This is a genomic window from Acinetobacter sp. IK40, from assembly GCF_035615075.1.
Lineage (GTDB): Bacteria > Pseudomonadota > Gammaproteobacteria > Pseudomonadales > Moraxellaceae > Acinetobacter > Acinetobacter courvalinii.
The window spans coordinates 455,116-467,898 of record NZ_JANBOE010000001.1; the positions used below are offsets into that span (position 1 = coordinate 455,116).

Sequence of the window (12,783 nt, forward strand, 5' to 3'; positions counted from 1 at the left end):
AAGAAACCAATCGGATTAACGATTTTTGTACCAGCCGCGATGGCGTCCATTGTCATGACGATAGTTATGACGTGAATTATAGTAACGGCGATCATCATAAGAACGGCGATTGTCATAACGGCGGTCATAGCGACTGTCTTCATCACGATCTTGGCCAACTTTTTGACCGAGCGCTGCGCCACCAGCCGCACCTAAGGCTGCACCAATATAACCGCCGTTGGAACCACCCATGTTACGACCTACAGTATAACCACCGACGCCACCTAAACCACCACCAATGGCAGCTTCGGTACGGTTACGTTTATTACTGGATGCAGCTGCACCACCAGCACCACCAATAGCCGAGCCAATCATGGCACCGGTATCACCACCAAATTGTTTACCTAATGCGGTACCGACCACACTGCCTAACGCTGAAGTTGCCGCAACGCGGGTTGCATTGTCTGCATGTGCCACAGTCACCATTGACGAGGTTGCCAAGATAACGCTACATAACCACATATTTGCTTTCATGATGAAACTCCTTATCCATTCTTTTGGACAGTATTCTTTTTGCTTGGGACAAATGTAACAAGAGTTTTTAGTGAAATTATGGAGCGCAATATCTGGATTGAGAGTGTTTCACGAGGGTTTTGTATGGGTTCTATTACAAGTGAAGAAATTGTGAATAAATTATAAAAATAAAGAATGAGTAAGCAATGAACAACGGGCTTTGTGCTAATCAGGTACAATAGAAAAAGTTTGGTTTAGGATCTAGATATGCTGCTGGAAAAAATTTTGCAATCTCAAGGCTTTGGTTCACGTAAGTATTGCCAGCAGTTAATTAAAAATGGTTCTGTCCAGATCGATCATCAGATGTGTGATAATCCCAAACAGAATATCAATACCGATCAGTTGCTGTTTCAGGTGTTTGGTGAAGAATATCAATATCGTGAGCATGTTTATCTGGTTTTGAATAAACCGCAGGGCTATGAATGCTCACATCAGGCCACATATCATAAAAGTGTATTCAGTTTATTTCCTGAAATTTTACTGCATCGTGGCATTCAGTGTGTGGGGCGGCTGGATCAGGACACGACAGGTCTGTTACTTTTGACTGATGATGGGCAATATTTACAAGCCTTGACTCATCCGCGCAAACATGTGCCTAAGGTGTATCATGTCACTACCGCAGATCCGATCACACCTGAGCAAATTCAGAGCTTGCAGCAGGGTGTGGAACTTCGAAATGAAAAAGGAATCTTTGCTGCAACGGATGTTAAATTATTTTCGGAACATCAGTTGAGCATGACTATTCATCAAGGCGTTTATCATCAAGTCAAACGAATGCTGGCTGCCGTAGGGAATAAGGTTGAAACATTACACCGACATCAAGTGGGTTTACTTGAAGTGCCTGAGCTGCCTGAAGGTGAATGGATGTATTTAAGTGCTGAGCAAAAACAGTTGAGTCAAAATATCGCGGTAGAAGATTAATTACTTCAAGAAGCAGTGATAAGTCTTAAATTCGCTGTCCTGAATAAATCCCATGTGTTCATAGAGACGATGGGATTGGTAGTTATTTTTTTGAGTTTCCAGACTAATTCGTAGCGCATTTTCATGGCGTGCAAAAAGGATGGCAGTATCAATCAGTTGTTTGGCGGAACCCTGTTTGCGATAGCTTGGGGTGACATAGACATCATCTAAAATATAATAGGTTTCACAGGCCACCGAAGAAAAAGCAAGATAGAGTAGAACAAAACCTGTAATAACATCGTCTTTTACATGAATAAAAATGACACTTTCTTTATTGTCAAAACGTTGTTTGAGAAATTGATAGGATTGTTCAAGATTTGATGATGCACCGTAGAATTGACGGTATTCGTCAAACAAGACAGCAAGTTGATGAAGATCTTCCTTTGTGGCTCGCTTAACAATCATTCCAGCCCATCCTTACAGTTATAATTTTATTTGGACTGTCAGAATAGCGAAAAAAATTCAGCTTAAAAAATAAAAACTTGTTTATAAATGCAACATTGTTAAGTTTTGTCACTTTCACCCAATAGTGCATTTAGCTCTTCGAATAGATCTTCATGATCATCCTCAATCTCGATCGCAGACGGATTTTCGGCAGATGCAGCGGCTTTGGATTTACGTAACTTAAGCAATTGTTCCATATTAATGTTCTGGTTTTCAATTGCGAAAGGAATCGATTTGGTCAGGACAACCTGTTTAAAGAAAAGACGAACGGCTTGAGCAGGGGAGATACCCAACTGCTTAAAAACGGCAAAAGCCTGTTTCTTTTCCTGAGAATCGAGGCGAACCTGATAAACTTCTGTTTTACGCATAAAAAATGTAACCACATATTTTTAGTTATCGTCATGTATTTTAAACCATTGCAATGTAATTTCAATATTTTTGAGGTGAAAAAATAGAATTTTTGTCATTACGGTGTATCTACAATGTCAGTTCAAAATTGGATTTGAAGTGCATTTGCTGTTGTAATACCGGATCAACAAAATGAATCTCCTTGGCCAACAACTGTAATGGATGGCTAAAATCATCATCTGCTTTATGTGCAACAACTGGATAAAACGGATCATTTAAGATGGGAATGCCAAGATAATTTAAATGCACACGTAACTGGTGTTGCTTTCCTGTTGTCGGTTTGAGCAGATATTTTGCAAGGTGCTGGTTGTGTTCCAGCAACTCGATCATTGTTTCCGTATTCGGGGTTTTATCAGGATTAATTTGCATGGTGTAAAAAGGGTTGCCTTTTTCCAGATGCAACTGCAAGGTTTTTGGAAAGTTGAGTTCTGGTTGATAGGCAGCAATGGCATGATAAGTTTTTTTGACTTGGCGTTCGGCAAACAGCTGCTGATAAATGCCGCGGGTTGCGGGTGTTTTGCAGAATAAAACCACACCCGCCGTTTCGCGATCTAGTCGGTGAATAGGCGTGAGCTCAGCATAACCTGTCTGCTTTTTTAATCTTACCAAAAGTGTTTCCTGAACATATTGTCCAGTTGGCGTCATAGTGAGGAAGTGCGGTTTATCGACCACCAGCAAATCTTCATTTTCAAATAAGATTTCATGCTGAAAGGGTACATGAATTTCGTGTACGAGAAATCGATAATAAAAAATGTGGGTATTGGGCGTGTAAATGCTGTCGATACCGAGTTTTGTGCCATCTGCTGCATAGATCAGCCCATCGGCAAAGCGTTGTTGCCATTCTTCTGGCTGGATATGAGGGAAATGCTGGCAGAGATAGTCAAAAATGGTATTTGCACAACGATCATGAGGTAAAAAGACTTTACTGGCACTCACGCCGTCGATCAGTGGCGGGGTAAATTCAATAATATTAGATTTAATCATGTGTACTAAATAACTGGATTTTTGGGGTTACATGTCGGGATAGAAATTATGTCTAGTTTTTATCTCGTTATAACATTGAGTACAGACAACAGACATTTTATTAAAACGATGAAATAAATCCGTCATACCATTTTCTCGATTGAAAACATATTCACATGCTAAACACCATCCTTGTGGATTTGTTGGATCTGAAACATTTTCAATAAAGCCCAGAGGTTGATTGTTATTGTGAATCAAATGTCCGCAGACCACAGCAGCATAATTTTTACCATGACATGCACAATTGATAAATAAAGATTCGGAAGACATTTCTATCCTTTAATATTGAAATCTTAATTGCATTAAAAAGTAGCAACTTCTTCCTAGATATTAGGCTTTGAAGCAGGGCAATGTTATCATAGCCAGCATCCCAATTTTGTTCTATTTGCCATGTCATATTCAGTGAAATTTAACTTAAATCATGAACAAGACACTCAACAGTTTGCACGCATCCTCTCTCAGCATGTGCATTCAGGCATTATTTACTTGATTGGCGATCTGGGTGCTGGCAAGACGACCTTTACCCGTTATTTTTTACAAAATCTTGGTCATCAGGGTTCGGTAAAAAGTCCGACCTATACGCTGGTTGAACCCTATACCATTCAGGGTAAAGAAATTTTCCATTTCGACCTGTATCGTCTGGATGATCCTTATGAATTGGAGTTGATGGGGATTCGTGATTATCTGGAAACGCCTGACGCCTTATTTCTGTTTGAATGGCCATCCAAAGGTGGCGATGAGATTCCAAAGCCGGATATCGTGATTGATATTCAAAAATCAGAGGATGAATTGACCCGTTCTGTCACCTTAACTACAGAATCAGAATCTTTAATTCAAATTTTGCAGGAACAATTGAATGGCGCATGATTCAACCCGTCGTATTCATACCCTTAATGCTGCATTAGCCAACCAGATTGCAGCGGGTGAGGTTATTGAACGTCCTTCATCAGTGGTCAAAGAATTATTAGAAAACTCGATTGATGCGGGCGCAACTGAACTGATTATCCGGATTGCTCAGGGTGGTTCAACCCTGATTGAAATCATTGATAATGGTAACGGGATTCATCCGGAAGATTTACCTTTAGCCGTGATGCGACACGCCACCAGCAAAATTCAGACGGCAGATGATTTACATGCGATTGTGAGTCTGGGCTTTCGGGGTGAGGCCTTGGCTTCGATTGCAGCGGTATCGCGTTTGACCTTGACCAGCAGTCAGGATGAGCAGGGTGTTGGCTATCAGGTTGAAGTGAACGGGACAGCATTTGATCATCAGCAGATTCAGGCGGTGGCTGCCCAGAAAGGAACGCATATTCGAGTGCAGGATTTATTTTTTAATGTGCCTGCACGCCGTAAATTCTTAAAAAAACCGACCACAGAATTTAATCATATTGAAGAAATTGTGCGTCGTCTGGCTTTAACCCATTTCGATATCCGATTTGTACTGGAACATAACGATAATATCCGTTTAAACCTGCCGATCGCGGATAGTGGTGAACTACGATATCAGCGGGTGCAGCAATTATTGGGACAGCAATTTATCCAGAATGCCTACTGGATTGATTCGGATAGTATTAATATGCGTTTGTCTGGCTGGCTAGGACATCCATCCGATGCGCGGGCACAGGCTGATTTGCAATATGTCTATGTGAATGGTCGTATTGTGAAGGACAAGACCATTTCGCATGCCTTACGCATGGCCTATGACGGTATTCTGCATGGTCATCAACATTCGTCCTATCTGTTATTTTTGGAAGTTGATCCAGAAAATATTGATGTCAATGTGCATCCGACCAAGCACGAAATCCGTTTTCTGAACCAGCGTGAAGTGCATGAGTTCGTACGGCATTATGCCAAAGCAACTTTGTCGCAATTCCAGACGGCAACCGCTGATCTGGCACAGGCCATGAAAACAGATGGGGCAGAGAATAACTTCAGTGCTCCAGCACAGCCAAAATATCAGGAACAATTTAATCTGCATCGTGCCGCTGTAGAAGCTGTACCACAGGCCGCTCAGCCTGCCGAGGTGTCAACCGATTTATTGACCGACTTTCATCAGAGTCGCCCGCAGGCGGTACAGTACAATTCAGCCCAAACTCAGCAACCCAAATATAACGGTTCGGCACAATTGAATAATGCCTTGAAAACCTATTTGGCACCTTTGCGTGATGAGTCTGAAACTGTGACTGAAGAAGACAATACACCGTCTCGAGTAGATGAGTTTCCGTTAGGTATTGCGATTGCACAGCTACATGGCATCTACATTCTGGCTCAGAATACGGAAGGCCTGATTATTGTAGACATGCATGCTGCTCATGAGCGGATTCTGTTACAACAAATGAAATCGGCATGGGATAAACCCGAATTCTGGACCTCACAGCAATTGCTGATTCCGAAAGTGGTGTCTATCACGCGTATGCAGGCGACGCGGATCGAAGATCTACAGTCACAATTGCAACGTTTAGGTCTGGAAATAGATCAATATGGCGATGAGCAGGTAATTGTACGTGGTGTACCTGCGATTTTGCACAAGGCTGACTTTGCTAATCTTATTCCAGAATTATTAAATGACCTTGATCCTAATGATGAGGCGAGAGGTTTATTGCAAAAACGTGATGAGCTTTTGGCGGGCATGGCCTGTCATGGGGCAGTACGTGCCCATCGACAATTAAGCCTCTCAGAAATGAATGCTTTATTACGCCAAATGGAACAGACCGAATTCGCCAGTCAATGTAATCATGGTCGTCCAACTTGGCGCGCGTTTCCATTGCATCAATTAGATAAATTATTTGCTCGAGGAGAGTAGTTTTACATGTCAAATCAATTGCCCGTAATCAATTTAATGGGGCCTACCGCAAGTGGTAAAACCGCATTGGCATGTGAACTTTACGAGCGTGGTAATTATGAGCTGATTTCAGTAGACTCGGCTTTAGTTTATAAAGATATGGACATTGGTACGGCCAAGCCGACCAAACAAGAGCAGGAGCAGTATCCGCATCATTTAATCGATATTATTACGCCATTAGAAGTATATTCGGCAGCACAATTTGTGGAAGATGTTTGTCCATTGATTGATGATATGCATGCGCGCGGCAAAACCCCGATTCTGGTGGGTGGAACCATGCTGTACTTTAAGTCTTTGCTGGAAGGGCTGGCTGATAATCTACCGAATGCAGATCAAAGTATACGCGATGCAATCAGTTCTAAAGCAGAGCAGGAAGGCTGGCAGGCGGTTTATGATGAGCTGGTTGCGGTTGATCCTGTGGCGGGACAAAAGTTTAAAGTATCAGATAAACAGCGGATTATTCGGGCACTGGAAGTGTATCGAATTACCGGTCAACCCATAACAAAATTACAAGCTGAACAACCTAAAAATCAACCATATCGTTACACATTTCATAACTACGCATTGATGCCAGATCGGTTAGAATTACATCAACGCATTGAGCAAAGATTGCGCAAGATGTGGGATATGGGTTTTTTGAATGAAGTAGAGGGGTTGATTGAAAAATACGATTTAGATGAGGATTTACCATCGATGCGGTCTGTCGGTTATCGTCAAGCTTTAGAATTTTTATTAAAAAGTGACTTGGGTCTCGAAAATAAAGTAGAAATGGAGAACAAAGCGCTATTTGCTACAAGGCAATTAGCAAAACGTCAATACACTTGGTTACGTTCTTTGCAAGAAATACACGATTTTAAAACTTACGTGACGATAAAGCAGGCGAAAGAAGACTTGCGAAACTTCTTTGGATAAAGCAAAATTCGCAAGCTGTCTTTTTAATAATTTTTAGTTGAAAAATAAAGATAGTTTTTTTGCGCTGATTTAAAAATTTTTTGGAGTTAAAAATGTCTAAAGGTCAAACTTTACAAGATCCGTTCTTAAATTCTCTCCGTAAAGAACGTATTCCAGTTTCTATTTTCCTTGTAAACGGTATCAAATTGCAGGGACACATTGAGTCATTTGACCAATATGTCGTTTTATTGAAGAATACTGTAAGCCAAATGGTTTATAAACACGCGATTTCTACAGTTGTTCCTGCGCGTAACCCACGTCCAGCTGGTGCTCAAGGCGCTGCAGGTGGCTTCCCGGCTCAAGGCGCTACTGGTGGTTTCGGTGGTCAAGGTTCTACTGGCGGCTTCGGCGGTCAAGGTGGCTTCGGTGGTCAAGGTGGCTTCGGTGGCGGTCAAAGCGGCTTCGGTGGTCAAGGTGGCTTCGGTGGTCAAGGCGGCTTCGGCGGCGGTCATCAAGGTGGCTTCGATGGCGAAACTAAATTTGAAGATGGTCAAGAAGACGAAAATAATCGTTAATTGATCGATGATCTTTAAGAAAATGCCAGTCTTTTAATTGACTGGCATTTTTTTGTGTTTTAAAAAGCTAGAATAAATATTATGGAAATGATTGTTGCTGCGGCATGTTGTAGTGTTCTCGTCTCGATTGTATTGAAATACCTGAAAGCCAAGGGATTCGATGTTTTTCAAATGATTGCATGGAATTATTTAACTGCAAGCATTTTATGTTATTACTGGTTTAAAACCGATCTCACCCATATTTCTTTCAATCACACACCCTGGTGGCTGATTTTAGTGCTTGCTGTGCTATTGCCGAGTATTTTTTTATGTCTGGCAAAATCATTGCAGTTCGCAGGGATTCTTAAAACAGAAATTGCGCAACGACTTGCGGTGATTTTGTCATTACTCGCCGCTTATTTTATTTTTGGGGAACAGTTTAGTCAGATCAAATTGATTGGTGTGGTTCTGGGAATCATTGCAATCTTAGCCATTATTATTGGTCAGGCTACGGAGCAGGCCAGTAAAGGCATCAATTTAAAATCTGCGTTGTTTTTATTCAGTGTCTGGGCGGGTTATGCTGCAATTGATGTGCTGCTTAAATACAGCAGTAGTCTGGGGCTTCAATCGGCTGTTACGCTGAATCTTGCCTTTATTGGTGCTTTTATCCTTTCAATTGCATATATCGCGATTACACAGCCAAATTGGCAGCCTAAAAATATTTTCACGGGTTTAGTGCTCGGTGTACTGAATTTTGCCAATATCGCTTTATATGTCAAGGCACATATGCTGTTCAAGGAAACACCTGCCATTGTTTTTGCAGGTATGAATATTCTTGTGGTGGTATTAGGTGTATTGAGTGGTGTGATCTTCTTTAAAGAACGTTTACAGGCCTATACCTGGATTGGTTTGGTCAGTGGTATTGTTGCGGTACTTTGTCTGGCAAAAGCCATGATGTAAAAAGGGAGTAATCAATACTCCCTTTTTTGCATGCTTATAAACGCGTGAAAATCACGTTGTCAGGGAGACGTGATTTAGGCAGTTTGGCATTAAAATCACTGTCACTGCGATAACCCAACGCCACGATGACCGAGGCTTTTAAGCCTTTTTCGCTTAATCCAAATTCCTGATTGATGGTATCACGATCAAAGCCTTCCATTGGGGTGGCGTCGATGCCTTCCAGACCTGCAGCAAAAAGTAATTGCCCCAGTGCCAGATAGGTCTGATTTTCCATCCAGGCAGGCAGATTTTTCAGTTCATTACGATAAAACTCGACATAGCCTTCGCGTGTCGTGCGTTGACCTTGTTTGGCTGTTTCATCTTTAAAACGGCCACTGAGATCATCCTGTTGTAATAACTGTTCTAAATACTCAGCCGAGATATCGGTACGTGTACAAAAGATTAAAGTATGTGAAGAATGAAGCACTTTGGCAGCGTTATATACATAGTTGCCCGTCAAGCCTGATGCGATACGTTGTTTAGCTTCATCTGTCTCAGCAACTAGAAAATGCCACGGCTGGATATTTACGGAAGAAGGGCTGAAACGTAAAATTTCAAGAAGCTTTTCAAACTGCTGTTTTGGAATTTTTTTCTCTGCATCATAAGCTTTGGTTGCATAACGTGTTTTTGCTGTAGCTAAGGTATCCATCCGTCATTCACTCAATTAAAAGTTTCATTTATTTTACTTGATCTCACTGCCGCTGAAAGTAGCTAAATGTGATTTTGATATCGATTTAAGTCGTATATGCGCTTGATTAGAATGACTAAAACACTGATCCAGCGTAAGAAGATTAAAGCCTAATATCACGATAGGAGTGAAATCAATTTAAACATTAAAAAATAAAGAAATAAGAAATAGATAGTTTAGTAACCAAGCTAGTTAAATACTTAATAATGCCATTGTTTAAAATCTAATTGATAATTTTCTTGTGGATTGAGCTCTAAGATCCATGCTGTATCTTCACGCCAGTCGCCTAATACAATACGCTGCTTATTTTGCAGTTGATGGATTTCAGGACGATGAGTATGACCATGAATTAAATAATCAACCTGTTCAAGCACGGTTTCTACGGCTTGAGCATTCACATCCATGATGTCGTAACTTTTGAGCTGTTTGGTTGCACTACTTTTTTTGCGGAAACCGTTAGCAAGTTTTTGCCTGAAACTGAGCGGCGTTCGTTTTATGAGTCCTAATAACACTGGATTACGAATTACTTTGCGGAAACGCTGGTAAGCCACATCATCGGTACATAAGGCATCGCCATGTTCAAGTCGGAATTTAGTGTGATGAATTTCCTGGGTATAAACATCGGGCAGTAAAATAGCGTTGAATTGGTCCAAGAATTTTTGGCCTAAGGCAAAATCACGATTACCGACTTGGAAGTAAATCTGATTACCAGCAGCAGAAAAGGATTGTAGGGCAGTGACAATTTCATCCAACCATGGAGCAGTGTAATCATCGCCAATCCAGGCATTAAACCAGTCACCTAAAATATAGAGCTGGGTATTTTTATTCTTGTATTCGTCCAGTAAAGCCAAAAACCCTCGAACGAGTCGAGGGTGATCAGGTGACAAGTGTAAATCTGAGATAAACAGATAGGTCACATTTTTATCCTTTTTAATCTCCCTAAATCCCTCTTTAACAAAGAGGGACCTGCGTAGCGATGCTACTTAGGAGAGATTATTATTCAGAAATAATTTTAGCAGATTCAATCACAACGTTTTCTAAAGGAACGTCAGCGTGGTAACCACGGTTACCTGTACGAACGCCTTTAATTGCTTCAACAACGTCCATGCCTTCAACGACTTTACCGAATACAGCGTAACCCCAGCCTTGAGCTGTTTTACCCGTGTGGTTCAAGAACGAGTTGTTTTTAACATTAATGAAGAATTGAGCAGAAGCAGAGTGCGGAGCTTGAGTACGCGCCATTGCAATTGTGCCTTCATCGTTGCTTAAGCCGTTGTCAGCTTCGTTTTCGATTGAATCACGCGTTGCTTTCTCTTTGAAGTTTTCGTCCATGCCACCGCCCTGGATCATAAAACCATCAATCACACGGTGGAAAATTACGCCGTCATAGAAACCGTCACGTACATATTCTAAGAAATTTGCAACCGTTTTTGGTGCTTTTTCAGCGTTAAGCTCAAGAACAATACGACCTTTGTTGGTGTTTAATTCGACTTGAGGAAAACTCATTACATTAATCTCCTAAACATGGGCAAATTGACCATGGGTTTTTGGTTGAGAGAAGCATAAGCAAACTGTAAACTACAAGGCAAGTAAAAAACGTTAAAATCTTTCATAAATAGTAAAGATTGCGTTTTTATTTCCCATTTTTAACTGTAAGAAGTGATTTACACCCTATGAAGCCAAATGATGTTGTTTCAGAACTGCCAAAGACCCCGACGCCGAATACTCAAGCCTCTGTCGATGCTGCGCAGCAAGAACAACAGGCAGGCTTAGATTTTGTTCGTCAAGTCATTACTGATGATTTAAAAGAAGGTCGTACCCAAAAAGTAGTAACACGTTTCCCGCCTGAGCCAAATGGTTACTTGCATATTGGTCATGTGAAAGCGATTTGTTTGAACTTTGGGATTGCCGAAGAATTCGATGGCTTATGTAATTTGCGTTTTGACGATACCAACCCAGATGCTGAAGAACAAGAATATGTTGATGGTATTGCCAACGACGTAAAATGGTTAGGCTTTAACTGGGATGGCGAGCCACGTTATGCATCTGGTTATTTTGATCAATTATATGCATGGGCGGTTCAGTTAATTGAACAAGGTGATGCCTATGTGGATTTGCAAACTCCAGAGGAAATCAAGCTAAACCGCGGTAATTTCGTTGAGCCAGGTAAAAACTCACCTTACCGTGATGCAACAGTTGCTGAGAACCTGGCACGTTTTGAACAAATGCGTAATGGTGAAATCCAAGAGGGCGGTGCTGTACTCCGTGCCAAAATTGATATGGCCAGCCCGAATGTGCATATGCGTGATCCGATTCTTTATCGTGTATTGCATTCAGAGCATCACCAAACCGGTGATAAATGGAAAATGTATCCAATGTATGACTATGCTCATCCATTGTCAGATGCAATTGAGGGCATTACCCATTCACTCTGTACCCTAGAGTTCCAGGATCACCGTCCATTCTATGACTGGATTGTCGAGAAAGTTCATTCGCAAGCAGTGCCACGTCAGTACGAGTCTTCTCGTTTAAATGTTGACTATACCATTACCTCGAAACGTAAATTGCGTAAACTGGTTGAAGGCAACTATGTACACGGCTGGGATGACCCACGTATGCCAACCGTAGTCGGTATGCGTCGCCGTGGTTTCACCCCTGAAGGCTTGCGTGACTTCTGTAAGCGTGTTGGCGTTTCAAAAACCGATGGTATCGTCGATGTGGCGATGCTTGAGTTCTGTATCCGTCAGTCATTGGAAAATGCTGCAGCACGCGGTATGGCAGTATTGAACCCACTTAAAGTCACGCTTACCAATTTACCTGAAGAATTGGATCTCACTCATGCACGTCATCCGAACGTGGACATGGGCGAACGCATTATTCCGTTAACGCGTGAACTTTATATTGATCGTAAAGATTTTGAAGAAGTACCGCCTAAAGGCTTTAAACGTCTGATTCCTGAGGGTGAGGTGCGTTTACGCCATGCTTACGTGATCAAATGTGATGAAGTGATTAAAGATGCCAATGGTGAAGTGGTTGAGCTTAAATGTTCAATTGATCCGGAGACTTTAGGTAAAAATCCTGAAGGTCGTAAGGTGAAAGGTGTGGTTCATTGGGTTTCTGCGACCAAAGGTGTCCCAGCTGAAGTCCGCATTTATGATCGTTTGTTTAACGAAGCCGCACCAGATGCAGATGATGACTTTTTGGCTCATCTGAATCCAGAATCATTAAAAGTGGTTCAGGCCGTGATTGAACCTGCTTTGGCACAAGCAAAACCTGAAGATCGTTTTCAGTTTGAACGTGAAGGTTACTTTGTAGCGGATCAGCATGAACATCAAGCAGAAAAACCGGTGTTTAACCGTATCCTTGATCTGAAAGACAGTTTTAAAGCCGACAAGAAGTAAGAGTAAAAAGGGCCTAAATAG

15 protein-coding genes are annotated in these 12,783 nt (G+C 41.6%); 7 read left to right on the forward strand and 8 right to left on the reverse strand.

Annotation, left to right across the window (positions count from 1 at the left end; all coding sequences use genetic code 11):
• Positions 1–15: 15 nt before the first annotated feature.
• Positions 16–513 carry a glycine zipper 2TM domain-containing protein gene (locus MSG93_RS02245; protein ID WP_005229653.1) on the reverse strand — a complete coding sequence of 166 codons (498 nt, stop codon included), beginning with the start codon at positions 511–513 and terminating at the stop codon, positions 16–18.
• 246 nt (positions 514–759) lie between these two features.
• Between MSG93_RS02245 and MSG93_RS02250 the strand changes: the two genes are divergently transcribed.
• A complete protein-coding gene (locus MSG93_RS02250) occupies positions 760–1,473 on the forward strand; it encodes a 16S rRNA pseudouridine(516) synthase (RefSeq protein WP_324620286.1) in 714 nt (237 codons plus the stop codon).
• Here the strand turns inward: MSG93_RS02250 and MSG93_RS02255 are convergent, their stop codons facing one another.
• The 4 genes from MSG93_RS02255 to MSG93_RS02270 form a co-directional block, all read right to left on the reverse strand.
• On the reverse strand, positions 1,474–1,917 hold the full coding sequence (locus MSG93_RS02255; protein WP_005229658.1) for a GNAT family N-acetyltransferase: 444 nt from the start codon (positions 1,915–1,917) through the stop codon (positions 1,474–1,476).
• A gap of 98 nt (positions 1,918–2,015) precedes the next feature.
• Positions 2,016–2,324 carry a type II toxin-antitoxin system RelB/DinJ family antitoxin gene (locus MSG93_RS02260; protein ID WP_005229661.1) on the reverse strand — a complete coding sequence of 103 codons (309 nt, stop codon included), beginning with the start codon at positions 2,322–2,324 and terminating at the stop codon, positions 2,016–2,018.
• A 109-nt stretch (positions 2,325–2,433) separates the two neighbouring features.
• Positions 2,434–3,348, reverse strand: a complete 915-nt coding sequence (locus MSG93_RS02265; RefSeq protein ID WP_324620289.1) for a pseudouridine synthase — start codon at positions 3,346–3,348, stop codon at positions 2,434–2,436.
• 27 nt (positions 3,349–3,375) lie between these two features.
• The gene (locus tag MSG93_RS02270) at positions 3,376–3,657 is read right to left on the reverse strand and encodes a hypothetical protein (protein WP_324620291.1); all 282 of its coding nucleotides are present in this window, start codon (positions 3,655–3,657) and stop codon (positions 3,376–3,378) included.
• 120 nt (positions 3,658–3,777) lie between these two features.
• Between MSG93_RS02270 and tsaE the strand changes: the two genes are divergently transcribed.
• From tsaE to MSG93_RS02295, 5 genes are all read left to right on the forward strand, one after another.
• Positions 3,778–4,254 carry a tRNA (adenosine(37)-N6)-threonylcarbamoyltransferase complex ATPase subunit type 1 TsaE gene (gene tsaE / locus MSG93_RS02275; protein ID WP_032867332.1) on the forward strand — a complete coding sequence of 159 codons (477 nt, stop codon included), beginning with the start codon at positions 3,778–3,780 and terminating at the stop codon, positions 4,252–4,254.
• Positions 4,244–6,190, forward strand: a complete 1,947-nt coding sequence (mutL, locus tag MSG93_RS02280) for a DNA mismatch repair endonuclease MutL (RefSeq protein WP_324620295.1) — start codon at positions 4,244–4,246, stop codon at positions 6,188–6,190. Before tsaE ends, mutL begins: the two co-directional genes overlap by 11 nt.
• A 6-nt stretch (positions 6,191–6,196) precedes the next feature.
• Complete coding sequence (miaA, locus tag MSG93_RS02285; protein ID WP_324620297.1) at positions 6,197–7,141, forward strand: tRNA (adenosine(37)-N6)-dimethylallyltransferase MiaA; 945 nt, start codon at positions 6,197–6,199, stop codon at positions 7,139–7,141.
• A 92-nt stretch (positions 7,142–7,233) separates the two neighbouring features.
• A complete protein-coding gene (gene hfq, locus MSG93_RS02290; protein ID WP_309347898.1) occupies positions 7,234–7,695 on the forward strand; it encodes an RNA chaperone Hfq in 462 nt (153 codons plus the stop codon).
• 81 nt (positions 7,696–7,776) lie between these two features.
• Complete coding sequence (locus MSG93_RS02295; protein ID WP_324620300.1) at positions 7,777–8,634, forward strand: EamA family transporter; 858 nt, start codon at positions 7,777–7,779, stop codon at positions 8,632–8,634.
• 34 nt (positions 8,635–8,668) lie between these two features.
• On the opposite strand, the gene nfsB is transcribed toward MSG93_RS02295, so the two are convergent.
• The 3 genes from nfsB to MSG93_RS02310 all read right to left on the reverse strand — a co-directional run bounded on the left by nfsB (position 8,669) and on the right by MSG93_RS02310 (position 10,867).
• A complete protein-coding gene (gene nfsB / locus MSG93_RS02300) occupies positions 8,669–9,322 on the reverse strand; it encodes an oxygen-insensitive NAD(P)H nitroreductase (RefSeq protein WP_324620302.1) in 654 nt (217 codons plus the stop codon).
• 239 nt (positions 9,323–9,561) lie between these two features.
• On the reverse strand, positions 9,562–10,278 hold the full coding sequence (locus tag MSG93_RS02305) for a UDP-2,3-diacylglucosamine diphosphatase (protein WP_324620304.1): 717 nt from the start codon (positions 10,276–10,278) through the stop codon (positions 9,562–9,564).
• A gap of 79 nt (positions 10,279–10,357) precedes the next feature.
• Complete coding sequence (locus MSG93_RS02310; protein ID WP_005229682.1) at positions 10,358–10,867, reverse strand: peptidylprolyl isomerase; 510 nt, start codon at positions 10,865–10,867, stop codon at positions 10,358–10,360.
• Positions 10,868–11,034: 167 nt separating this feature from the next.
• Between MSG93_RS02310 and MSG93_RS02315 the strand changes: the two genes are divergently transcribed.
• Positions 11,035–12,762, forward strand: a complete 1,728-nt coding sequence (locus tag MSG93_RS02315) for a glutamine--tRNA ligase/YqeY domain fusion protein (RefSeq protein ID WP_324620307.1) — start codon at positions 11,035–11,037, stop codon at positions 12,760–12,762.
• Positions 12,763–12,783: the final 21 nt, after the last annotated feature.